The following is a 24730-nucleotide window of genomic DNA, read 5'->3' on the forward strand; positions in this document are numbered from 1 at the left end:
TACCCGCTGCCCTCATTCTATGTAGGCTGGTTGGTGACGAAGCCACCTGCTTGCCTTTTCATTTTAACCGATTACTGTTTAGCGTTTAGAATCGTTTCCGGATTCAGAGCGGCATTATCGCTAACTTGACGCACTTCAAAGTGCAGGTGCACGCCGTCTTCCTTCTCGAAATCATTACGTCCCGCTTTGGCGATGACGTCGCCTTTTTTCACTTCAGCGCCTTTGGTTACTTTGACTTCCGCTAAGCTTTGGTACACGCTGATCAAGCCATTGCTGTGTGTAATTTCGACAAGATTGCCGACAACTGGATTCTGCTCAACTGCCGTAACCTTACCGCTCATAGCGGCCAATACATCAAATGCTGCGCCATCTTTGGCTTTCAAATCGATTGCGGTATGCGGCGTCAATTGATCGTTATACTGAATCATTGCCGCCTGTTTAACTTCATTGGTTGCATTGGTGTCATAGAACGGAATGGATACGTCTAGAGCCGCTCTGTCTTTCACAGGCCATTGCATAGCTTCTGCTGGTGCGTTGACGGCAACCGCTCCATCTTTGGAATTGTCAGGTGCTTGATCGTCGCTGCTTACCTTAATGCCCAGATCGTCTTGGCTGACTGTTTTCGTACCTGTGTCCTGGTACACCCACATTAAGGTTAAGATAATTGCCGCTGCTGCTACATACGTTGCTGGGAATACCCATTTCTTAGCAAGCAACCTCTTCCATGCGGATGGACTTCCTTGTGCCCCTTGAACAGTTTTAGGAGCTTCTTCTTTTTGAAAACCTTTGTTTTGATCACTCATGGTTAATCACCTCATCAACCATTCTTGACACATTTAAAGGTTTTATACTTGAAGAAAGATATTTTTATAGAAACGTTATGAACTAAGATTTCTGGATAAAAGGGGTCGCTTTTTCAATAGAGATCCCTGTGTAATAGTAGGTTACAATCTGCTCTGCAGTCTTGCCCTCCTTGGCCATTCCATTAGCGCCCCATTGGCTTAAGCCAACGCCATGGCCGTATCCGTAAGTCGTAAACGTAATTTTGGAACCGGACCATTTCCATGCGAATTGAGAGGATGCTAATCCTAGCTTCTCTCTTACTTCTCGGCCAGAGAAGGTTTTTCCTCCGATAGTCATCTTCTTGATTCGGTGTCCCATGGACCACTCTAGCACTTTCATACTCTTTGTTCCGGTACCGGTGGTGGCTATACTCGTAACGCCCAGTTTCTGCAGCATACTTTTGTACGTAATGTCTACCGTTTCTTGGTAACGTGAAGACAGCTTTACATCCCACGGACTGGGCACGCTGCGTAGATAGGGACTCATGAATGGCCAGTAATCTTCTGAGTTTTCCGTATACCCGTTACTCGTTGAGAAAAAAGTAGCATTGATAGGCTTGTGCTCGTAAGTCAAAATCAGATCTTTCGTTTCATTCACAGCTCTATCGATTTTGGCCATATTCGTTTCATACGTACCTTTGGTCCACTTCTCTCTTAACTCTTGATCGGTCAGATAGGCTTGATGTGCCGTTGTGTCTGTTACAAGCGCATCATTTACAGGCACATTACTATAATCCTTCTCTAGCACCCTGCGTATGACGTATGTTCTAGCTGCCATTGCTTGCGCTTTGAGCGCTTCCAGCTCGAACTCTACTGGCATTTCTGCAGCGAGTACACCTTTCACATACTGCTCCAATTGCACCGTTTCGATTTCATCTTTTTTGGTCAAATAGACAGGGATCATCAACCCTCCAGCAGTCACCGTCTCCTGATGAGAGCCATCAATCGCTAGCTGTACAGAGGGCGAATCGTCGCCCCCCGGAATCTTCTTGACTAGCAATCCAGGAACAAGAAGGATGACGCAGAGCATAGAAGACAAACAAACAGCCATCCATAGGATGGCCCCGCGGCCAGGAACACGTTTTTTCTTCAACATCGTCTCAGCAGCCTCCATAAGCGCGTTTACTAGCAGGTATTTTGGTATGACTTAGCTTATGAGAGGCGCTAATAGATTAGAACACGTTGCAATTTGAGATTTACAGACCTGTGACTTGAGCAGGCGTATAATGGTCCGTCCTTGTGCCGTCTCCAAGCTCGCGCCAATAGTTATGACCCCAAGCCCATACCGTTCCATCGGACTTTAACGCTAAACTATGGTAGAAACCAGCTTCTACATCGGTTCCATCTGTTAAATTATTCACTTGAACCGGGCTGTTGCGATTTATGACAGTCGTGCCATCTCCCAGTTGGCCAACAGAATTAGTTCCCCACGCGAATACGATTCCGTCGCTGCGTAATGCCAAACTGTGGTTTTCATCTCCTGCCGCTACATCGACGATATCTTGAAGGAGTGAACTTTGAATGGCAGATGAGCTACTCGTGCCTAAACCGTTACCTAATTGCCCTAAATTGCCATCGCCCCAAGCCCACAAAGTGGCATCTGTCTTTAAAAATAACGAATGCCCCCATCCTGTTGCCAGGACCGTCTTCAATTGAGCTGGATTCGTTGGATTTCCCTGCGCCGATGCAGGTACGATCATCATGGCAGTAACATGAAAGTAAGCATTGAAATAAATCCTTTTCTTCTCATCAACATTAATGTTCTCTCCTTCGCTCGATAAAATGGTTACTTGATTGGTTGGTCAGAATCATAGATTCCAACATCCTAGATAAACTTATCCCCCTTTCTATTAGTGTAAAAATATGGAATTAGTTACATAATTAATAATACTATCTAGCATGGTTAAATCAATAGTAAACTTTTACAATATTTGTATAAAGTATTGGAATCTCGCAATAAAGCATAGAGAGCAAATAATCAGCTATCAGTAGGCAAAAAGAAGGGGACTTTGGCCAGATAATCAACTGGCACAAATCCCCCTCAGCTAACGCTCAATTAGAGGAACTAGAGTCCTCTATCTTCGTGAAAAAACGAGCTATTGCCACTCTGAGCGGAACTACAGGGTCTTAATTGTCCACAATAGCGCCTTTTACAGATGAAATCGACAAAATAGCGGATCGTAGTTCCTCTTCCACATGGAAATTCCGCCTTTTCAGAAAAATAGCGGACTCCAGCTCCCATAACAGCTGCATATGACCATAAAAAAAACCGCCGGAGCTCTCTCCGACGGTTCTTACTTATCCTACGCTAACGTTGGCTGGATATTGAAAAAACCCAGCTCCGCCGCTTCTTGCTCCACTTGTTGCGGCACCGACCGATAAATATCGGCACCAAGCCCGCGCAATACGTCTGTAATATCGACATATCCGCGATCAATATGGTGAACTCCTGTAATCTCGGTCTCACCTTCTGCTGCCAACGCCGCCAAAATCAGCGCGGCTCCAGCACGCAAGTCGGTTGCACACACTTTTGCTCCACGCAGCTTCGCGTTACCGCTGACGATAGCCGTGCGGCCATCGACTTTAATATGAGCGTTCATGTTCGCGAATTCTTCCACGTGCATGAACCGATTCTCGAACACCGTCTCCGTTACAAGACTTGTGCCATCCGCCACCATTAACAGCGCCATCATTTGCGACTGCATATCGGTTGGGAAGCCCGGATACGGCAATGTCTTCACGTCAACCGCACGCAACGGCCCCGTGGCACGCACGCGAATACCGTTTTCGTCTTCTTCGATGACAACGCCCATTTCCTGCATTTTGGAAATAACAGGACGCAGGTGATCCCCGATAGCATTTTCCATGTACAGTTCACTGCCGGTAATAGCAGCAGCAATCATATATGTGCCCGCTTCTACGCGATCCGGTATAACCGTATGTACGGCCCCACAAAGTTTCTCTACGCCTTCTATGCGAATAACGCCCGTTCCAGCACCGCGAATAATTGCACCCATCGCATTCAGATAGTTAGCCAAATCGACAATTTCCGGCTCTTTGGCTGCATTCTCAATGATGGTTGTGCCTTCCGCAAGCGTAGCCGCCATCATAATATTTTCGGTTGCGCCAACGCTGGCTACATCCAAATAAATTTTAGCACCCTTCAGGCGCCCCTTCACTCTGGCTTCAATATACCCTTGGCCTAATTCAATATCGGCACCCATCGCTTCGAAGCCTTTGAGATGCTGATCAATTGGCCTCGTACCAATCGCACAACCGCCTGGGAGTGAAATTCTTGCTTGCCCCCGTCTTGCTAATAATGGCCCCATAACAAGGAAAGAGGCTCTCATTTTACGGACTAGATCATAGGATGCTTCGCATGTGTCAATGCGTTCCGCACGAACACGAATAACCTGACGGTCATAGGCGACTTCAATACCTAAGCTTTGCAATACTTTATTAATGACTAGTACATCGTCAAGGGGAGGCGCATCGTGGATGACGCTTTCACCTTCCGACCCCAGAATGGAAGCTGCAATAATCGGCAGTACCGCATTTTTCGCTCCGTTGATTTTCACATTGCCAGCTAACTTTCGGCCACCGCGGACGATAATTTTGCTCATCATGGTCCCTCCGCGCACTTATTTTAATTACAAGGTTTTGCACATTTCCTAAGTTTATCATCACAAGCCACATAGTTACAACTGTGTTCTTTTGGTATTCTGAAGCACCTACATAGAGTTCGAACAGGATCTCCATTTTCGATCCGTTCTACTATCCATTGTTGACAACAATTTAAATCATTATTCGAAAAAAGGAATTAAAACATCTTTCCGAATCCCATGGAGAAGCCTAAATATTGGATGAAAAAACTGGCAACTAAATGCCCGAGCCCAATAGAAAGTAGAATTTGTAGCATAATGGCTTGTGCGCCTTTTGGATTCTTAAGCAGCACATCAAAGCGAAACGCTTGCAGCGCCCACCACGCGAGGCCGATACACAGGATATAAACCACGATATCGACCATGTTCATTACCGAAGCATACTTCGCGGCTTCATTCCATTTATCCGCTTCTCCCATAGGTCACTCCTTCTCGGTTCTACCGATTCATTACTTTAACCAGCATAGAGACGAATTCAGCGCGTGTGGCTTGCTCATCAGGATGGAAGGAGCCATCTGAATAGCCGGTGATCCAGCCGTCAGCCCACATTTGTTTCAAAATACCCAAACCCCAATAAGACTCATCTACGTCGTTAAAAGGTGAATTCCCCCGCTTCTTCCCTGTCATATTCATGCTGCGGGCAAGCATTTGTGTCATTTCCATTCGCGTAAGCGTACGATCAGGTCCGAAGGTTCCGTCAGGGTAACCAGCAACAATATCTGCTTGCAGCGCTTTGGCGACATAATCATAGGCCCAGTGTGAAGTGGGCATATCGGAGAACTTCAGATCTTTACGCTTCGTCAGCTTCAGGGCTCGAGTCAATACCGTCGCTGCTTCTGCCCGGGTAATCGACTGATTCGGGGCAAAACGATAATTGCCATACCCGCTAATCACGCCTTGCTCCGTAAGCTTGCTTATCGCATCTTGAGCCCAATGCCCTTCAATATCGGCAAATCCGCTTACGAGCGTATAACTGTTAATTTTCAATCTGTAAATTTGACTCATGAACCATTGATTGGCTTGCAGCTTAATATAATAGGTGCCTGCATTCAACGTTTTCTCAACAAAAAGCTGATCAGAACCATACTCGTTTCTATAAAAACCTTGTTCCTTCAATGTGCTGTCATATAGCGTTGCATACATCGTCCTCGAAGTAGGGATGTTAGTCAACCGTACTTGCGCCAGACCATTTTGGCCCATTCGGAATTCAAACCAATCAACATCATCATTGTTATTAAATAAACCTTCGTACACGGAATTCATCGCTGCAAATGTTGCCTGATACGACTTATCATTAGGTTCATTCGGATCGATTAATTTCGGCGTATATTCAATTTCCAGCGTATATTCACCTGTTATCGGCTCCGTATAATCCTTCGTATTACTGACTCGAATATAGTATTGCCCTGGAAATACATCCATGAGCGAGCTGATTTCAATCCCGCCATCTCCACCTTGATCTATAGTGATCGACTTTTCTCCTTCTTTCTGAAAAAGAATCATCGGATCTATACGACCCGTATCGACGGAGAGCTTCAACCTTATTGAGCCTGAATGCTCTAGAGGTAAGACAAACCAATCGACATCCCCTTTCTGGTGAAAGGTTCCGCGAATCGTTTGGCTGCGTTCAGGAAGCGCAAATGCTTTGTACTGCTTATCATTATCTTCAAAAGGGTCCGTGTAGATGATAAAATCCGTTTGCAAACTGTAACTGATCCCTGTTTTCCGTTCGCGATCTACGGTTTGAAGCTGCACATACGTGCGCCCTTTTGTCACTTTCACCTTAAAAGGCTGAGTTCCATCCGAGGAACTATTGGAAATAAAAGTTTCCCCGGAATCAAAGCGTACACGAATACCCGCACTATCGGTGTTTTGCAACCACAGCTCAATATATCCGTCATAGGCCGCATCAATCGCGTACCAATCCTCATCCAGCGCGGAGGATAACGCTGCTTTCACAGAGGTATGTATAGGCAGCTTAGCTGCTTGACTCTGACGATCATTTGGCTCAAATCGATCCTCTTTATAAGGCTTAGTCAGCGCCATATCCACACGCAGCAGCCCATAACCTGTTTTAGCATCCCAGCCGGTTTCTGCCAGATCATCCGCCGTCTGCTCCAGTTGAGATCTCACTTCATACGCGCTCATCGTTGGAAATTTACTCCACACAAGTGCCGCTGCCCCAGCAACCTGCGGTGCGGACATCGAGCTACCGTCTTGATACTGATAGCCGCCGCCTAGTGCTGTAGTATACACATCCCACGGTGCAACCAGATCCAGCTCCGGCCCGAAATTCGAACGAGGATCCGCCTGCTTATCAGCCGTAACGCCTCCTACAGCCAGAACCGTTGGATACGCTGCAGGGTATTTCACACTCATGCTTTCATTGCCGACGGCAGCCACCAGAAGGACATTGTGATCCTCTGCATACTTTACTACCCCTGCCATGTAATCGGAGTACTTATTCAGTCCCAGAGAGAGCACGACAATCTTCGCCCCATGATCCACAGCATATTTGATGCCTTCGCCAAGCTTCGCTTCGCCGCCTGTTCCATCTGACTCCAATGCTTTGATCGGCATAATTTTAGCGATTGGAGCTATGCCTGCAATGCCTTTATCGTTATTGATTGAAGCCGCAATGATGCCAGCTACGTTCGTTCCATGTCCATTATCATCAATTGGCTTTTTTGAGGGCTGTAGCAAATTCACGCCTTCTACCAAATTACCTACCAAATCAGGATGTGTAAGATCAACGCCGGTGTCAACCACAGCTACTACAATGGATGCACGCGAATCTCCAGCCGCAGCCCACGCTTCATTGATGTGGATCATATCCAGATAGGTCTGTTTGACCCTCATGGGATCCGTCGAAACGGGATAGGCTGCTTCTGTTTTTGTAACCATCACTGTAAGTTCCACAACAAGCATCATCAGGACGATGAACCCTAAGTGTCGAATGAATTTCATGAAATCACAGTTCCTTTATCTCGTAATGGTCTTATGCCTTCTCTATCTATACCACATTACCCGTCTTCTCGATACATATAACGGTTTTTCTTCGCAAAAAGTTCAGAACTTTTGAAAAAAATCCGGGGGGTTATCCACTTCTGTCTATTGTACATGCAATTATGGGATTTGTGTGTGATTTGGAGGCAATTACCACATTCCGTTTCTAGGTGCAAAATCAAAAAGCCCTCCCCAGCAAGGGGAGGGCTCATTCCTATTTACATCAAGATAAAATCCTTCGTGAGCATGAAGATAGATTCAATCCATTTGAGCACAAGATGCGGCACCAAACCTAGCGCTACGCTGATAAGAGCACATAACCAGACTGTTATGCCCAAAGCAACAGGCACCTTAACTTCAGCCGACTCATAATCGCTGCGCATAAACATTTGGCGAACGACACCAAAGTAGTAGTAGAAAGATACGACGCTCGTCGCGATCATTAGGGAGCCGAGCCAGTATTGATGGGTTTGCATTGTACCGAAAATGATGTACAACTTACCGAAAAATCCGCCGGAAATCGGAATTCCAGTTAAGGACAACACAATCAGTACCATGGCAGCAGCTGTAAAAGGAGCACGGTAATACAGACCTCCGAAGCCCTTGGCCTCGGTATGGCCCTCTGCTTGCTCAATAATCATCAGTACCGCGAAAGCACCGATGTTCATGAACAAGTACGCGATCAGATAGAAAATAAATTCAGAGAAATTCGCGTAGTGGACACCAGAGAAGTACGTCGCAATTGGTACAAGCAAATATCCTGCATTGGCAATTCCCGAGTAAGCCAATAGCCTTTTCATGTTGGTTTGCTTCAGGGCGATGAAATTACCGACCACCATGGCGATCGCAGCCATAACTGAAATGGCCAGGAACACATCGGATTGGAATTTCGATTCCTCGAAAGAAGAAAACCCGAACAAGACGTAGAAAACTCGGAAAAGGATGGCGAATCCGGCACCTTTGGACACGACAGCCAAGAAAGCCGTCACAGGTGTCGGTGCGCCTTCGTAGACATCCGGTGCCCAGCTGTGGAAAGGGGCAGCGGCTATTTTGAAGCCGAAACCGGCAAGCAGCATGAAAAATGAAACGTAGAGCAGCGGCTCATAGGAACTAATGAGCGATGGAAGCGCCGCGCCAATCTGTGCAAGATTGCTCGATCCCACCATCCCATATAGGAAGGACATGCCATACAAGATGATGGCAGAAGATATGCCACCCATTACTAAGTATTTAAAGGCTCCTTCATTGGACTTGCTATCTTTCTTCTTCATCGCCACAAGCAAGTAAGAGGTAATACTAAGCAGTTCCAGCCCTACGTACAGCGTTATTAAGTCGCCCGAGGATGACATAATCATTGCGCCGAGCGCTGCAGGCAGATAGAAGTAGTAGTACTCACCTACATGCGGGATCGTATCTTCCTTCACGGAACTTAGACTCATCAGAACGACGAGACCCGTTCCTACCAAGGTGAACAATTTCAGCAGATTGGAGAAATCATCCACTCTATAGCTTTGATTGAGCAGCTGAATCGCCTCATCCGGGTTCAACTGAAGCAAAACAAACACGCCGGAAATCACAAGGCCGACCAAGGTCAACCATCCAATAACGGAACGACTTAACCTGCTTGGCAGGATCAAATCCAAGAGAGATAGGATGATCGCGGTGGCAACCAGCGAAAGCTCAGGGAGCAGATGCACTAAATCGGCGACTTGGAGTCGAAGCTGTTCCACCGGACTAACCTCCTATCTTCCCGGCTACGCTTTGGATCAATTGATCCAAGCTGCCTATCGTTTGCTGAAGCGGCTGGCTCAGCACGCTTGGGTATACCCCGAGCAAGAGGATGAACGCCACCAAGGTAATCATCGGCACCGCCTCGATTAATCGTGCGTCGCGTATCCCTTGCAGGACGAGGTTTGGCTGCTTAGGGCCAAACGTGATGTTCAGCACCCCGCGCAGCACGTACACCGCTGCGAGAATGATCCCCAGTGTACCGATAATCGCGTACACCCGGTGTGTCTCGAAGAGTCCGAGGAATGCGAGGAACTCACTGATGAAGCCGGATAAGCCCGGCAATCCGAGCGAGGCCATCCCCGCAATCAGCAGAATCCCGCTGATGAAGGGAACCGACGAAGCGAGACCGCCTAAGCGATCGAGCTCGGTCGTGTTCGTCCGCTCGTAGATGCTGCCGACGAGCAGGAACATCAGGGCCGAGATCAGACCGTGTGAGATCAGTTGGAACACGGCTCCCTGAAGGCCCGACACGTTAAATGCGGCGAGACCGAGCAGGACGATGCCCATATGGCTGATACTCGAGTAAGCCAGCACGAGTTTGAAGTCTTTTTGCACCATCGCGAGAATGGCGCCGTACACGATGTTGATAACGCCTAGGAGCGCTAGCATCCAGGCCCACTGCTTCGCTTCCGCCGGAAAGAACAGAATGCCGAAGCGGATAAGGCCGTAAGCCCCCATTTTGAGCAAAATGCCGGAGTGAATCATAACAACAGCAGGCGGAGCCTCTGTATGTACTTTTAGCATCCACGTATGGAAGGGGAAGATCGGCAGCTTGATGCCGAAGGCGACCAGCAGCATGATGAACACGGTCCATTTCATGGCTGGGCTTAGGAAAAACGGCGCTCCCTCTTGATTCACATAAGCAGCGGGATCCTGCAGCAAATTATGTGCAATGGTATGAATATCTCCGCTGTAGTAAATGATAGCCTCTGTCTGCGACGGATCTTGGTTGAAGCCTGCCGTGCTGACAAGGATAAGGAACGCGATCAGCATAATCGCTGAACCGAGTCCGTTGTAGAGAAGGAAGCGGTTCGCCGCCTGCTCTCTGTTCATATAGCCCCATATTCCGATCAGGAAGAACATCGGCACGAGTGTGATTTCGAAGAACAAGAAGAACAAGAACAGGTCCTGAGCCATAAAGACGCCGAACATACCGGTTTCCAGCAGCAGGAATAAAATAAAGTACGTTTTCCAGCGTTTCTTGATATACACCGAGGCTAAAGCGGCCATGGATGAAACAAGAGCGGTTAAAAATACAAGCGGCAATGAAATTCCATCAACGGCAACGCTGTATTTGAATTCAAAGAAATACGATGTGATTTGTTGAATCCCCTCATGGTTCAGTGGGACTTTGATCCAGTCGAGTTGTTCTTTGTATTGAAGCGGATCGCCTTGAAAGTTGTAATCAGCATACAACCATGCCGCCAAAATAAGCGGAATCAATGTCGTGAGGATACCGATTGTTTTAATTAAACGGCCGCGATCACTTCGAATGAAGAGCAGGACCAGCACACCGAGCAAAGGTGAGAAAGCGATTAGACTGAGTATAGGTAGATTAGCCGGCATGGATGAACCTCCTTCCTGCGATGGCGAGCGCCAAGATCAGCATCCCTAGAATCATGATGACGCCATAGGTCTGCATCTGGCCATTTTGAAGGCGGGAGCCCAAACGCCCAAGACTGACGACAGTAAAGGCGACCAAACGCACGATACCATCAATGATGTACACATCAATCAGTTCAAGAATCCATCCTAAACCTCGCAGTGGCTTGATGATAAGACCGTCATAGATTTCATCCACGAAATATTTACGGTTCAGCAGTGTGTACAACCAAGGCAACTTACCGGATATAACATCCCGCGGAATCGTGCGTTTCAGGTAGATCAGGTACCCTAGACCAATACCAAGCAACCCTGCGAGTGTGGATAAAATAATTACGATCCAATTGGCTTTCTCGTCATGTTCTTGACCCGTTAACCAGTGGCCCAGCCACTCGTTGAACGGCGTATTCACAAACCCCGCAACCACAGCAAGTACAGCCAAAATGATGAGCGGTATCGTCATCGTGGAAGGTGATTCATGAGGCTCGTGGGCATGGTCGTCGTGCCCGTGCGCTTTCCCTCTAGGCGAACCCAGGAAAACCAGGAAAAACAGGCGAGACATATAAAAGGCGGTGAAGAAAGCCGCAATCACACCAACCCAAAACAACAGCTGGTTATGTTCATAGGCTTCTGTCAAAATCATATCCTTTGACCAGAACCCTGCGAATGGGAAAATTCCCGAGAGCGCCAAGGTTCCGATGGCAAATGTCCAGGTCGTTATTTTCATTTTGCGGGATAAGCCGCCCATTTCATTGATGTCCTGCGTATGCACGGCGTGAATCACGCTGCCTGCGCCCAAGAAGAGCAAGGCTTTGAAGAAAGCATGCGTGAATAAATGAAACATCCCTGACGTATACGACACGCCAATGCCGAGCGCCATCATCATATAGCCAAGCTGACTTACCGTCGAATAGGCGAGAATACGTTTGATATCGTTCTGCGCGATCCCAATCGTCGCCGCAAAGATGGCCGTAAAGCCCCCCACATAAGCAACAACCAGTAAGGCATCCGGCGAAGCATGGAAAATATCAAACGTACGCGCCACTAAGTACACCCCTGCGGCAACCATTGTTGCTGCGTGGATCAGCGCACTGATCGGCGTCGGGCCTTCCATAGCGTCAGGCAACCAGGTGTGCAGCGGGAACTGACCTGATTTCCCCATGGCTCCGATAAAGATCAGAACGGCAATCCAAGAGACGATGGTCGGGTCAATTTTGCCCGTAGTGAAGGCATTATGTATAGAGGTAAAATCAAGCGCATGCCCCGGCATGTACCAAAACAGCAGCAGGATGCCAAGGAACAGGCCCACGTCCCCGATGCGGGTAACGATGAAAGCTTTTTTCGCTGCAGCCTTCGCCTCTGGCTTGAAGTACCAGAAACCTACAAGCAAGAAGGAACATACCCCTACAAGTTCCCAGAAAATGTAGAGCTCTAACATGTTTTCCGAAATAACCAGGCCTAACATGGAGAAAGAGAACAAAGCGATATAACCAAAGAACACATGGATTCGCTCGTCGCCTTTCATATAACCTCTAGAGTAAATATTAACGAGGAGAGAGACCAACGTGACGATGACCAGCATCAAGGCGTTCAAATTGGTGACCTCAAACCCCATACTCAAGGTAAAATCGCCAACTTGCAGCCAATTCAGCTTATCCCACGTATAATCCTCAACTTTGCCGCCGATGCGTTCAACAAATATCAGCACAGCGACGATAAATGAGGCGAACATCGCAAAAATACTGATATAAATGCCCAAGTCCTTTAATTGACGTCCCATAGCCGTAAGCGCTAGAAAAGCAATCAACGGAAACAACGGAATGAGCCAGGCGTACTGTGAATAGTCCGATACCATATCCTTGTTAGCCTCCTAGCGCTTCATAGAATCCAAATCCGTTACATCTACTGTTCCTCTATTTCGGTAAATCGTAATAAGAATCGCTATCCCGACAGCTGCTTCTGCGGCTGCAATCGTAATATTGAAGAGTGAGAAAATTTGACCTGTCAGCGCCGGATGATCCCCGAGTTTGGAGAAAGCGATCAAATTTAAGTTCACCGCATTGAGCATCAACTCAATTGACAATAACACGATGACCCCATTTTTTTTCGTTAAAGCGCCATACAGACCGATACAGAACAGGATTGCAGCCAGCGTGAGATAGGGAGTAATAATGTTGCCCATAGCTAATCCTCCTCTCTCTTCGCGACGATAATAGCGCCAATGAAAGCGACTGTCAGTAGCACAGACATGATTTCGAATGGAATCACGTGCTGGTTATACAACAGTTTGCCGATTTCTAATGTATTGTCTTTGCCGGCATCTAAAGAGCCTTGGGAGACGAAGGTCGTTTTTTGAATCGCATAAAACAACACCCCGAACAAGCCCAAAGCGCCAACTATCGCCAAACCTTCGTGCCACGGACGCCTTGGTTCCTCCTCTTCCCCTTGTCTGTGCTTCGTCATCATAATGCCGAAAATCATAAGGATCGAGATCGCCCCTGCATAGATCAACACCTGTACGAAAGCAACAAACTCAGCTTCAAGGATAATATATAGCCCTGCTAAGCTAATGAACGTAAGCGCAACGGCAATGACCATATGAACAACTTTGGTAAAAGAAATCATAAAGATCGCTCCGCCGATGGCCAGAAGGGCGAAAATGAAGAAAGCCCAGCTTGAACCGCTTGAGAGGAAATCACCAATTCCGCTAAACATCTTTCTTGGCCCCCCCTTTTGGCATGGCCGAGTTATTCTCTTGGCGAATGTTTTGGTTATTGTCATTCAACCATTGCAAATTTTTGAAAAGATCATCGCGACTGTAGGAACTTAGCTCGAAATTATTCGTCATAACGATCGCTTCCGTCGGACACACCTCTGTGCAAAGATCGCACAAAATACAAATTTCGAAATTGATATCGTACGTATCAATGACCTTCCCCTTTTTCTCGGGGTCCGGATTCGCTTTACCCGTCAAAGTAATGCACTCGGTTGGGCAAATACGCGCACATTGATTGCACACGATGCACTTCTCTGGGTCAAAATGTTGAATACCGCGAAAACGATCCGGCATTTTTATCGGGACCTCAGGGTATGCGTACGTGATTTTTTTCTGTGTCATGCTTTTCAACGTTACGCCTAAGCCTTTGATTATGCCCTTCATTTGGTTCACTCCTTAGAGTTTTGCTTTTGCAAAACTGACTTCGTAAGCGCAGGCTTTGTTAAAAGATCGTCATAATGATCGCCGTTACCAGCATATTGACTAGCGCCAAAGGCAGCAGCACTTTCCAGCCGAATCCCATGAGCTGATCAATCCGTACGCGAGGCAATGTCGCCCGCAACCAGAACAAGACGAACACAACGAGGGAGAATTTCAGCAGGAACCAGATGATCCCCGGAATAAAATCAAGGAATGGGAACGGCGCATGCCATCCGCCTAAGAAGATCAGGCTCGTTAATGAAGCAATGATAAACACGTATACGTATTCCGATAGCATGAAAAAAGCAAAGCGGAAGCCGCTATATTCCACGTGATAACCTGCTACAAGCTCAGACTCTGCTTCCGGCAAGTCAAAAGGCGTCCGGTTAAGCTCCGATACACCAGCAATGGCGAAGATGATGAAACCTAGAATTTGAGGAATGAAATTCCAATGCCAGAAGCCGCCCGCTTGATGGTCAACGATGGTATGCAGATTTAAACTGCCTGTCATCATAATGACACCAATGACGGAAATGACGAGCGGTACCTCATAACTAATCATCTGCGCTGCTGAACGCATACCGCCAAGTAAGGCATATTTATTGTTGGATGCCCAGCCCCCGAGAATAATCCCAATCGTAGAGATCCCTGTAAGAGCGACGTAATAAAGCAGACCGGCATTCAAATTCGCATTAAACATCCGATCCGAGAAAGGGATCGCCGCAATAATCGTAAACGAAGGAATGAACGTAATGATAGGCGCCAAAATGAACAGCTCGCGTTCCGCCTTTTTGGGAATGGTATCTTCTTTAATGAGCAGTTTGAATACGTCCGCGACGCTCTGCAGAAGCCCAAACGGCCCTGTGCGGTTTGGTCCGATCCGCAGCTGCATCCAGCCAATGACCTTCCGCTCAAAGTAGATCGCGTAGGTAACGAAGCCAAGAACCAAGAGCAGCATAACGATGCCCCAGAAAAGGAAAACGAAGAAGTTCGTCCAGGTTAGACTCTCTTCCAGCAAATTTACCATTAGGCATCCACCTCCCCAACGACAATATCGATGCCGCCCAATATCGTAATCAGGTTGGTCATCGATTCACCGACCAGGAGTTTGGGCAATATTTGTAGATTTACGAAGGACGGTCTGCGGAATTTCAAACGGAATGGCTCTTGCTTGCCTCGGGAAATAATATAGCAGCCGATTTCTCCACGAGGAGACTCGATAGCCGCATACACTTCTCCTTCTGGAGGACGAATCACCCTAGGCACTTTGCCCATGGTTTCCCCTTGTTCAGGGAACTGTGCCACTGCTTGCTCCAAAATACGCAGGGACTGTTTTACTTCTTCCATGCGTACTAGATAGCGATCATAACAATCGCCGCCGCTTCGTACAGGCACATCGAATTGAAAGCGATTGTAGAGGCTGTATGGCTGCGTTTTGCGGATATCCCAATCAACACCCGTACATCTTAAGTTAGCGCCGCTAAGCCCATAGGCAATGGCTGTATTGGCGTCATATTTACCTACACCCTTAATCCTGGAGAGGAAAATCTCATTTCCGGATACAAGGGTATGATATTCTTCCAATTTGCCGTACATATACGGGATAAATTTCTTAACTTTATCGATCCAACCGTCTGGAGCATCCCATTTTACCCCGCCTACACGCATGTAGTTGTAAGTCAAACGAGCTCCGCAGAGTTCATTGAACAGGTCAATGATAATTTCCCGATCACGGAAAGCGAATAAGAACGGACTCATGGCTCCGATATCCAGCAAATACGTTCCCCACCACACCATATGGGAAGCAATCCGCTGAAGTTCCATCACGATCAAACGAAGGAATTCCGCGCGTTCCGGAACTTCCAATCCCATCATTTTCTCAACGGCATGAACGAGAACATAGTTCGTCGTCATGGCAGAGACGTAATCCATACGGTCTGTATAAGGAATAATTTGCGTGTAGCTCAGATTCTCAGCCAGCTTCTCTGTTCCTCTATGTAGATAGCCCATAACGGGTATAGCTTCTTTGATGATCTCTCCATCCAGCTTCACAATCACGCGGAAAACGCCATGCGTACTAGGATGCTGAGGACCAACGTTTAGCAGGAGCTCTTCTGTCCGTAACAAATGCTACACCTCCGGGTCAAGCGGTTCGTAATCTTTGCGCAGTGGATGGCCGACCCAATCGTCAGGCATCATGATTCTTACCAGGTTGGGATGTCCAGGGAAGTCAATTCCCAGCAGGTCATACACTTCCCGCTCATTCCAATTCGCGGTTGGCCACACCGGAGCGACAGATGGGATGCTTGGCTGATCCCGGTCTGTTTTCACTTTCACACAATACTCGCGCTTGTGCGTGAGGGAAAGCAGATGATACGCCACTTCCAGATGCGTCTCTTGATCCACACCGGAGAGATTGCGCAAGTAGTCGCAGCGCAGCTCTTCGTGGTCCCGCAGCGTCAGCGCAGCCTCCGGCCAGCGGGAGCTATGAATAACAACGTAAGGACGGTGATCGTCCCTTTCGTTAATGAAGCTATCGACGACGGCTTCTTCGCCGGCGCTTTCTTTCAAGATCGCAACCAGCCGGTCCAGCAGCGGCTGGTTCGGCGAAGGCTCTTTCGGCGCGGCAGGCTCCGCCGCATCGGTTTTCGCTCCGCGCGCGCTAGCTCGCGCTGCGCGTGCTTCTGCGGCGGCCTGAGCTTTGGCCGCCTTCTCATCATCCCCTGCAGCTGCAGGGGATGGTGGTGCTGCCGCCGACGCGGGCTCGCCCGTCGGCTCAGCGGCCGCCGCCTTCGCCGCTAGGCGGGCGGCTCTCGCCGCGGCGCGCTCCGCGGCCTTCTCTTCGGCGGTCTTCTCCGCCGCTTCAGCCGCGGGCGGTTCGCTCGCCGGTTTCGCGTCAGAAGCAGGCGTCGACTGCTCTGTATTTCCTTCAGCCTTGGTCTCATCCGTAGGGGCTGTCTGCCCGACCTCGACCTTCTCCTCGGGCTTCTTATCCTCACTCATCGGTTAATCACCTGCTTACCGGTCTTCGCCTCATAGCGAATCTTCTCCTGAAGCTTGTTGATCCCATAGATAAGTGCCGCCGGGTTCGGCGGACAACCCGGTATGTACACATCAACCGGTACGATCTGATCTACACCTTTGACAACGGAGTACGATTTAACGTACGGTCCGCCAGCAGTCGCGCAAGAGCCCATAGCGATAACCCATTTCGGCTCCGGCATTTGCTCATAAAGACGGCGCAGCAAAGGAGCCATTTTCTTTGTAACTGTCCCTGCCACAATCATGACATCGGATTGCCTAGGGGACGTACGGAAGATGACTCCAAAACGGTCTAAATCATAATGCGATCCGCCCGTACCCATCATTTCGATAGCACAGCAAGCAAGACCAAACGTTAAAGGCCAAAGTGAATTACTGCGAGCCCAAGCTTTCACCTGCTCCAGTGTTGTCATAAATACGTTGCGGTTTAACTCTTCGCGTTCTTCTGGGGAGATCGACTCTAGACTGAAGTCCATTGCAGCACCTTCTTCTTCCAAGCGTATATTAATCCTATGGCTAGCAAGGCTACAAAAATGCACATTTCTACTAAAGCAAAAAGTCCTAGCTGATTAAAAGCAACAGCCCAAGGATACAGGAACACGGTCTCTACATCAAAGATGACAAACATCAAAGCAAACAAATAATATCGAATGTTAAACCGGATTTGCCCTTCACCAACAGGCTCGTTCCCACTCTCATACGTCGTATACTTCTCCACAACGGGTTTGCTCGGTCTTAACCATTTGCCTATCGTAAGCGCTGCCACCGGGAGGAAAATACCTAACCCAAGAAAAATCGCTACGATTACATAGTTATTTGTATACATCATCTGAATGTAACCGCCTCCATTCTTATTTACTTTCTCAAATCATTGATTCAAATTGGTAATAATCACCTTCAATATTATACCAAAAGAGCACAGGGGAGTCGATGACTAATTCCAAGCCCTCTTTTTTACATAGTTTTGTGAATAGAATTTCCATAACTTTCAAGAAAAATCCGTTTATAAGAAAAAAGCGACGGAACCTAAGTCCCATCGCTTCTTTGATCTATTATTTGCCGGACACGCTGATCCGGTTCAATGCTCTTTGCAAAGAGGCTTCCGCACGTTTGAAATCAACGTTATCTTGCTTTGATTCCGCAAGACGTTTCTCCGCACGTTCTTTCGCTGCTCTCGCACGATCCACATCGATTTGTTCTGGCAGCTCGGCGCTTTCCGCCAGTATGACCACTTTGTCCTTGCGCACTTCCATAAATCCGCCGTTCACTGCGATGATCTCGTCTTTGGAGCCCTGCTTCTTCACAGTAATCGAGCTGATTTTCAATGGAGTCACGAGTGGAATGTGGTTCGGCAGAATTCCAAGCTCCCCTTCGACACCCTTTGCGACTAACATGTTCACTTGTTCAGTGTACACTTTGCGCTCAGGAGTAACAATTTCAAGTAGGAATGTACTCACTTGGATTCTCCTTCCTCAGCTAACGCGAAGTTTACCAAAGGTAACCTTACAGCGTTTTCGCTTTCTCGATTGCGTCCTCAATCGTACCTACGTTGTGGAACGCTACTTCAGGAAGGTTGTCGTGCTTACCTTCAAGAACTTCTTTGAAGCTGCGCACAGTTTCTTTCAATGGAACATACAAGCCTGGGAAACCGTTGAACGGCTCAGCAACGTGAAGAGGCTGAGACAAGAACAGACGGAGACGACGCGCACGAGTAACGACTAGTTTATCCTCATCGGACAACTCATCCATACCCAAGATCGCGATGATATCCAGAAGCTCTTTGTAACGTTGAAGAACTTGTTTAACACCTTGTGCTACTTTATAGTGCTCTTCGCCAAGAATTTCTGGCGTCAAGATACGGGAAGAGGAAGCAAGTGGATCTACCGCCGGGAAAATACCCGCAGCTGCGATACTACGCTCCAAGTTCGTTGTCGCATCTAAGTGAGCGAACGCTGTAGCTGGAGCTGGATCCGTATAGTCATCCGCAGGAACGTAAATCGCTTGAATCGACGTTACGGAACCTTTTTTCGTGGATGTAATACGCTCTTGCAATTGACCCATTTCTGTAGCCAAAGTTGGTTGGTAACCTACCGCAGATGGCATACGTCCAAGCAAAGCCGAAACCTCGGAACCTGCTTGTGTGAAACGGAAGATGTTATCTACGAACAGAAGAACGTCTCTGCCTTCAACATCACGGAAATACTCAGCCATTGTCAAACCTGTCAAAGCTACGCGAAGACGCGCGCCAGGAGGCTCGTTCATTTGACCGAATACCATCGCTGTTTTCTCGATAACGCCGGAGTCTTTCATCTCGTGGTAAAGGTCATTACCTTCACGAGTACGCTCACCAACGCCTGCGAAAACGGAGATACCACCGTGCTCTTGGGCAATGTTGTGAATCAACTCTTGCATCGTTACGGTTTTACCTACACCCGCACCACCGAAGAGACCGATTTTACCACCTTTTGCGTAAGGAGCCATAAGGTCAATAACTTTAATTCCTGTTTCAAGAACTTCCGATTTCGTGGACAAGTTCTCGAATGCAGGAGCTTCTTTATGAATTGGACTAGTCAACGTGCGATCAACGTTTTCGATACCATCGATAGGATCTCCAACTACGTTGAATACGCGACCTAGTGTTGCAGCACCTACAGGTACTGTGATTGGAACTCCTGTGTCTGTAGCTTCAGCGCCACGTACAAGTCCGTCCGTGGAAGACATCGCTACGCAACGAACGAGGTTGTCACCGAGGTGAACCGCCGCTTCAACCGTAATCGTAACCGTTTGACCGGCTTCCGTTTTTTCAATCTTGATTGCATTCAGAATTTCAGGGAGTTGTCCGCGTCCGAACTCAATGTCGACGACAGGCCCTGTAATATTCACAACGCGCCCTTTGCTCATGGTTTCCCTCCTAAGAAAAGCTTCGCCTCTAAGCGAGGCGTTTTATCAATTAAGCGTTCGCGTTCGCGCCGCTGACGATTTCCGCAATTTCTTGCGTAATGGCAGCTTGACGTGCACGGTTGTATGCTAATGTGTAGCTGCTGATCATCTTCGTTGCATTTTTCGTTGCGGAGTTCATCGCCGTCATTCTCGCGCCGAACTCACTTGCTTTACCTTCCAATACTGCGCTGTAAATAATTGTTTCCGCATATTTAGGCAGCAGCACTTCTAGAACGCCTTCCGCAGACGGCTCATACTCGTAGCTAGCCGTTGACGCGCCTTTTACTTCCTCCATAGGAAGCAAGCGAACCATCGTTGGTATCTGACTGATTGCATTTTGGAATTTGTTGTACACCAAGAACAATTGGTCGTACGCGCCCTTCTCAAAATTGGAAACAGCAGAAGCCGCAATCGATTTAATATCCGAGAACTTCGGAGAATCCGGAAGTCCTGTAACTTCTTGAACGATCTCAACATTACGTTTCTTGAAGAAGTTGCTACCTTTACGTCCGATTACGAAAACAGCATATTCCGACGGGGATTGATGTCTTTCGCGAATCTCCGTCATCGCTTTCCGCAATACGTTCGCGTTGTAACCTCCAGCCAAACCACGATCCGAAGTGATAACCAAGTACGCGGTTTTCTTCACTTCGCGCGTTTGCAGCATTGGATGTTTCACACCTTTGGAGCCCGCAGCGATGCTAGCTACTACTTCTTTCAGCTTATCCGAATAAGGACGAGCCGCTTCCGCAGCTTGCTGAGCTCGACGCAAGTTCGCAGCTGCAACCATCTCCATCGCACGCGTAATTTGCTTCGTGTTTTGTGTCGATTTGATTTGGCGCTTAATCTCGCGCATTCCTTTTGCCATACCTGTCACCTCTCTTTTGAGGCTTTGGAAAGCCTTCATTCGAAGGCCTGATCTCAGGCAGCATGCACCTAATCTCAGGCATAAACGGAGTACCTGGCTTTTCACGAAGAAAAGCGCAGGTATTCAAATTTTATTCAGAAACTGCGAAGCTCTTTTTGAACGTGTTGATGGAATCAACCAACGCTTTGTCGTTATCCGCAGTAATGTCTTTCGTATCATTAATGCTGTTCAAGATTTCCGGACGGTTGGATTCCAGGTAAGCCAAGAACTGCTGCTCGAAACGAGTTACGTCTTGTACTGGAATGTCATCCAAGTGACCTTTAACAACGGTGTACAGCGAGCAAACTTGTTTTGCAAGCGAAAGCGGCTGATGCACGCCTTGCTTCAAGATTTCAAGTGTACGAACCCCACGATCCAGACGAGCTTTCGTCGCTCTGTCAAGGTCGGAACCGAACGCTGCGAAGGCAGCAAGCTCACGGTATTGCGCCAAGTCTACACGCAGTGTACCGGCAACTTTTTTCATTGCCTTCGTTTGAGCGGAACCCCCTACACGGGATACAGAGTTACCAACGTTAACCGCTGGACGCTGACCGGAGTAGAACAGGTCGGACTCAAGGAAGATTTGACCGTCCGTAATGGAAATTACGTTCGTAGGAATGTATGCGGAGATATCGCCCGCTTGTGTCTCGATGAATGGAAGTGCCGTAATCGAACCGCCACCAAGATCATCGTTCAATTTCGCAGCGCGCTCCAGCAAACGGGAGTGCAAGTAGAATACGTCACCTGGGTATGCTTCGCGACCTGGTGGACGACGTAGCAAGAGGGACAACTCACGGTATGCAGCCGCTTGTTTGGACAAGTCATCGTATACGATCAATACGTGCTCGCCTTTGTACATGAAGTACTCACCCATTGCGCAGCCTGAGTATGGAGCCAACCAAAGCATTGGTGAAGGCTCGGAAGCAGATGCTGTTACAACGATTGTGTATTCCAAAGCGCCAGCAGCACGAAGTTTTTCAACAACGCCTACGACTGTGGATTGTTTTTGACCGATAGCAACGTAGATACATTTAACGCCGTTGCCTTTTTGGTTCAGGATTGCGTCGATCGCAATCGCTGTTTTACCTGTTTGACGGTCACCAATGATCAACTCACGTTGACCACGACCGATTGGAACCATCGCGTCAATCGCTTTGATACCTGTTTGCATTGGCTCATGAACGGATTTACGAGCCATAACGCCTGGAGCCATGTTCTCAACAGGGCGGAATTCAGTTGTAGCAATAGGTCCTTGACCATCGACTGGTTGACCCAAGGAGTTAACGACACGGCCGAGCAAAGCTTCCCCTACAGGAACCTCCATAATACGACCTGTACGTTTTACTGGATCGCCTTCACGGATATCTTTGTAAGGTCCGAGAATAACGATACCTACGTTGCTTTCTTCAAGGTTAAACGCGTAGCCCAGAACGCCATTTGAAAACTCAAGCAGTTCGCCTGCCATTACGTTTTCCAAACCATGAGCACGAGCGATACCGTCCCCTACTTGAATGACTGTACCAACATCAACCACTTGCATATCGGATTTATAGTTTTCAATCTGTTGTTTAATCAATGAGCTGATTTCTTCAGGTTTGATACTCAACGAACGTCACCCCTATTCTTACAGTGCTTGTTATTAAACCAAAGCTTTGGATAGGCGGTCTAGCTTGCCTGCCAAACTTCCATCATATAAACGGTCACCAATGCGCACTTGGATGCCGCCGAGCAGCTTAGGCTCAACAACAGTCGCAACACGGATTGTTTTTCCCGTAACTTTGCTGAAATGTGATGCAATTTCCGCTTGTTGAGCTTCTGTCAGCGTAAAAGCGGAATAAATCGTTGCACTCGCTTGTCCAAGCGCTTCATTCGCAATCTTCACATAATCGCTCACAAGAACGGAAAAAATTGCTTGTCTTCCTTTATCAATTAAGACCAGCAGCGTGTTCCACACCGGTTCGGAAACTTTGCCTTCAAAAATCTGCTTCAGCAGGTCCGTTTTGACGGTGTTCCCGATGTTCGGATGGTTCAGGAACTTCTGCAAGTCTGCATTGTCCCTAATCGCACTAGCTACAGATTTCAGCTCTTCTTCGACTTGGGAAATAATCCCCTTATCATTGGCTACTTCAAAAAGAGCTCTGGCATAACGCTTCGCTACGACGATGTCACTCATACGTTGCCTCCTACCTCTTTGAGGTAATGCTCAACCAATTGCTCTTGTGACTTTTCGTCGATTTGCTTTTCAATAATTTTGGAGGCAATCAGAACAGACATCGCGCCAACTTGGCTGCGAAGAGCGGCAACCGCTTTGTTCTTCTCGTTCTCGATATCTTTCAAAGCTTCATCTTTCAGACGAGCTGCTTCTGCTCCAGCTGCACGAACAATATCATCAGCTTGTTTGGAACCTGTTTGTTTCGCTTGCTCAATGATATCGTGAGCTTCCTTACGCATTTGTTGCAGTGCTTGTTTTTGTTCCTCTAACAGTTGATCAGCTTGCTTGCGGCTCGCTTCAGCTGTTTGAATTTGATCTTTAACTAACTGTCTGCGTTTCTCCATCATGCCGAACAAAGGGCCGAACGCAAACTTGGAAAGTAGCACGTATAAAATTAAGAACGCGATAAGTTGAATCCAAAATGTGGACCATTCAATATGCAAGTAACGTCACTCCCTTCTGATAACGTGGGCAAAACGAAGGCGTGGTGGCGACTACGGCCATCCCCGCCAAACGGTTTCTTAAGCTTTCCCCATAAAGATGAACGCAAGTACCAATGCAACGACCGGCATTGCCTCTACTAGACCTACCCCGATGAACATAGTTGTTTGAAGCGTACCACGTAGTTCTGGTTGACGGGAAATACCTTCCAAAGCGCGACCTACGATCAAACCGTTACCAATACCTGCACCTAGTGCTCCTAAACCGAATACGATACCTGCTGCTACTAATGCTATTGCTCCCATTGATAAAATCCTCCCTTAAACTCTTAGGTTTGTTTTGTGTATAAGTGACTCGAGACTACCCGAGGTAAGTCTTACTCTTAATGTTCTTCATGGATTAACGTTTGTGAGATGTAAACCATTGTCAGCATTGTAAATACGAAGGCTTGAATAGCACCTACGAACACACTGAAGCCCTGCCATACGAAGAGAGGCGCAATTCCAAACCAACCAGCTCCGATGATGACAGATATCATAATTTCACCTGCATAAATGTTACCGTAAAGACGGAAAGCGAGCGTAAGCGGCTTTGATACAACTTCAATCAAATGAAGGATCAACATTGCCCCTTTGTACTCAAAGTAATGCGCGAAGTAATGCTTCGTGTTACGTGTTATGCCTAAGTAGTGACTTAGTACGATAACGATAACCGTCAGTGCTCCTGTTACAGCGATATCAGCCGTCGGTGATTTCCACCACGACACATGATCTTCCGTCACGATCGAAAAAGGAAGGCCGAGCATGTTGCCGATAAAGATGTACATAATGAGCGTAAGACCAAGCGCGATAAAACCTTTGCCATGCTTAGAACCGATCGTACTTCCAATGATGCCTTCTACAAACTCAATCGTCCATTCCATGAAGTTTTGAATTTTTGAAGGATTCGTTACGGATGCACGGCTAGCCCCTGCGATTGCAAGAATAAGCACGATAATGGTGGTAATTCCGATCATCATAAGAGCTGATGCGTCGAAGTGAATACCTAACCACTCAAATTCTGGTACCTTATGTTCCATATTTCCCATTT

At 47.7% G+C, this 24730-nt stretch carries 26 protein-coding genes; all 26 read right to left on the minus strand.

What is annotated here, in order from left to right:
- Nucleotides 1-71: 71 nt before the first annotated feature.
- The gene (locus ACUN27_RS00200) at nt 72-803 is read right to left on the minus strand and encodes a M23 family metallopeptidase (protein WP_157318555.1); all 732 of its coding nucleotides are present in this window, start codon (nt 801-803) and stop codon (nt 72-74) included.
- Nucleotides 804-885: 82 nt separating this feature from the next.
- Complete coding sequence (gene spoIID, locus ACUN27_RS00205; RefSeq protein ID WP_315955548.1) at nt 886-1938, minus strand: stage II sporulation protein D; 1053 nt, start codon at nt 1936-1938, stop codon at nt 886-888.
- Nucleotides 1939-2038: 100 nt separating this feature from the next.
- Nucleotides 2039-2545, minus strand: a complete 507-nt coding sequence (locus ACUN27_RS00210) for an RCC1 domain-containing protein (protein WP_445558234.1) — start codon at nt 2543-2545, stop codon at nt 2039-2041.
- A gap of 424 nt (nt 2546-2969) precedes the next feature.
- Entirely contained in the window at nt 2970-3095 is a 126-nt protein-coding gene (locus ACUN27_RS00215) for a hypothetical protein (protein ID WP_445558235.1), read from the minus strand.
- Nucleotides 3096-3145: 50 nt separating this feature from the next.
- A complete protein-coding gene (murA, locus tag ACUN27_RS00220) occupies nt 3146-4465 on the minus strand; it encodes a UDP-N-acetylglucosamine 1-carboxyvinyltransferase (protein WP_127453399.1) in 1320 nt (439 codons plus the stop codon).
- Nucleotides 4466-4662: 197 nt separating this feature from the next.
- Complete coding sequence (locus ACUN27_RS00225; protein ID WP_246069053.1) at nt 4663-4923, minus strand: DUF1146 family protein; 261 nt, start codon at nt 4921-4923, stop codon at nt 4663-4665.
- A 19-nt stretch (nt 4924-4942) separates the two neighbouring features.
- Entirely contained in the window at nt 4943-7471 is a 2529-nt protein-coding gene (locus ACUN27_RS00230) for a S8 family peptidase (protein ID WP_315955545.1), read from the minus strand.
- A gap of 257 nt (nt 7472-7728) precedes the next feature.
- On the minus strand, nt 7729-9240 hold the full coding sequence (locus tag ACUN27_RS00235; RefSeq protein WP_315955544.1) for an NADH-quinone oxidoreductase subunit N: 1512 nt from the start codon (nt 9238-9240) through the stop codon (nt 7729-7731).
- Nucleotides 9241-9244: 4 nt separating this feature from the next.
- Complete coding sequence (locus ACUN27_RS00240) at nt 9245-10867, minus strand: complex I subunit 4 family protein (protein ID WP_315955543.1); 1623 nt, start codon at nt 10865-10867, stop codon at nt 9245-9247.
- A complete protein-coding gene (gene nuoL / locus ACUN27_RS00245; protein WP_445558236.1) occupies nt 10857-12758 on the minus strand; it encodes an NADH-quinone oxidoreductase subunit L in 1902 nt (633 codons plus the stop codon). Before nuoL ends, ACUN27_RS00240 begins: the two co-directional genes overlap by 11 nt.
- Before the next feature lie 15 nt (nt 12759-12773).
- Nucleotides 12774-13085 (minus strand): NADH-quinone oxidoreductase subunit NuoK, encoded by a 312-nt coding sequence (nuoK, locus tag ACUN27_RS00250; RefSeq protein ID WP_127453411.1) that lies wholly within the window; start codon nt 13083-13085, stop codon nt 12774-12776.
- Nucleotides 13086-13087: 2 nt separating this feature from the next.
- Nucleotides 13088-13618, minus strand: coding sequence for an NADH-quinone oxidoreductase subunit J (locus tag ACUN27_RS00255; RefSeq protein ID WP_127453412.1), 531 nt, complete (start codon nt 13616-13618; stop codon nt 13088-13090).
- Nucleotides 13611-14063 (minus strand): NADH-quinone oxidoreductase subunit NuoI, encoded by a 453-nt coding sequence (gene nuoI, locus ACUN27_RS00260; protein ID WP_127453413.1) that lies wholly within the window; start codon nt 14061-14063, stop codon nt 13611-13613. Before nuoI ends, ACUN27_RS00255 begins: the two co-directional genes overlap by 8 nt.
- A 58-nt stretch (nt 14064-14121) precedes the next feature.
- On the minus strand, nt 14122-15126 hold the full coding sequence (gene nuoH, locus ACUN27_RS00265) for an NADH-quinone oxidoreductase subunit NuoH (RefSeq protein WP_315955540.1): 1005 nt from the start codon (nt 15124-15126) through the stop codon (nt 14122-14124).
- On the minus strand, nt 15126-16226 hold the full coding sequence (locus ACUN27_RS00270) for an NADH-quinone oxidoreductase subunit D (RefSeq protein WP_315955539.1): 1101 nt from the start codon (nt 16224-16226) through the stop codon (nt 15126-15128). The genes nuoH and ACUN27_RS00270 overlap by 1 nt, the downstream gene beginning before the upstream one ends.
- 3 nt (nt 16227-16229) lie before the next feature.
- Nucleotides 16230-16670, minus strand: coding sequence for an NADH-quinone oxidoreductase subunit C (locus ACUN27_RS00275; RefSeq protein ID WP_315955538.1), 441 nt, complete (start codon nt 16668-16670; stop codon nt 16230-16232).
- Nucleotides 16671-17098: 428 nt separating this feature from the next.
- The gene (locus tag ACUN27_RS00280) at nt 17099-17617 is read right to left on the minus strand and encodes a NuoB/complex I 20 kDa subunit family protein (RefSeq protein WP_127453417.1); all 519 of its coding nucleotides are present in this window, start codon (nt 17615-17617) and stop codon (nt 17099-17101) included.
- On the minus strand, nt 17602-17967 hold the full coding sequence (locus ACUN27_RS00285) for an NADH-quinone oxidoreductase subunit A (RefSeq protein ID WP_127453506.1): 366 nt from the start codon (nt 17965-17967) through the stop codon (nt 17602-17604). The genes ACUN27_RS00280 and ACUN27_RS00285 overlap by 16 nt, the downstream gene beginning before the upstream one ends.
- 226 nt (nt 17968-18193) lie before the next feature.
- Nucleotides 18194-18598, minus strand: a complete 405-nt coding sequence (locus ACUN27_RS00290; protein ID WP_315955537.1) for a F0F1 ATP synthase subunit epsilon — start codon at nt 18596-18598, stop codon at nt 18194-18196.
- Nucleotides 18599-18644: 46 nt separating this feature from the next.
- Nucleotides 18645-20042 (minus strand): F0F1 ATP synthase subunit beta, encoded by a 1398-nt coding sequence (gene atpD / locus ACUN27_RS00295; RefSeq protein WP_127453420.1) that lies wholly within the window; start codon nt 20040-20042, stop codon nt 18645-18647.
- A gap of 49 nt (nt 20043-20091) precedes the next feature.
- Nucleotides 20092-20949 carry an ATP synthase F1 subunit gamma gene (gene atpG / locus ACUN27_RS00300; protein ID WP_315955536.1) on the minus strand — a complete coding sequence of 286 codons (858 nt, stop codon included), beginning with the start codon at nt 20947-20949 and terminating at the stop codon, nt 20092-20094.
- A gap of 130 nt (nt 20950-21079) precedes the next feature.
- Nucleotides 21080-22594, minus strand: a complete 1515-nt coding sequence (gene atpA, locus ACUN27_RS00305; RefSeq protein ID WP_315955535.1) for a F0F1 ATP synthase subunit alpha — start codon at nt 22592-22594, stop codon at nt 21080-21082.
- 33 nt (nt 22595-22627) lie between these two features.
- A complete protein-coding gene (locus ACUN27_RS00310) occupies nt 22628-23161 on the minus strand; it encodes a F0F1 ATP synthase subunit delta (protein ID WP_315955534.1) in 534 nt (177 codons plus the stop codon).
- Entirely contained in the window at nt 23158-23643 is a 486-nt protein-coding gene (gene atpF / locus ACUN27_RS00315; RefSeq protein ID WP_127453427.1) for a F0F1 ATP synthase subunit B, read from the minus strand. The genes ACUN27_RS00310 and atpF overlap by 4 nt, the downstream gene beginning before the upstream one ends.
- A 78-nt stretch (nt 23644-23721) precedes the next feature.
- Entirely contained in the window at nt 23722-23946 is a 225-nt protein-coding gene (gene atpE / locus ACUN27_RS00320; RefSeq protein WP_028556930.1) for a F0F1 ATP synthase subunit C, read from the minus strand.
- 77 nt (nt 23947-24023) lie between these two features.
- Complete coding sequence (gene atpB, locus ACUN27_RS00325) at nt 24024-24728, minus strand: F0F1 ATP synthase subunit A (RefSeq protein ID WP_445558237.1); 705 nt, start codon at nt 24726-24728, stop codon at nt 24024-24026.
- Nucleotides 24729-24730 lie beyond the last annotated feature (2 nt).

The sequence above is a fragment of the Paenibacillus sp. WC2504 genome (assembly GCF_052682475.1).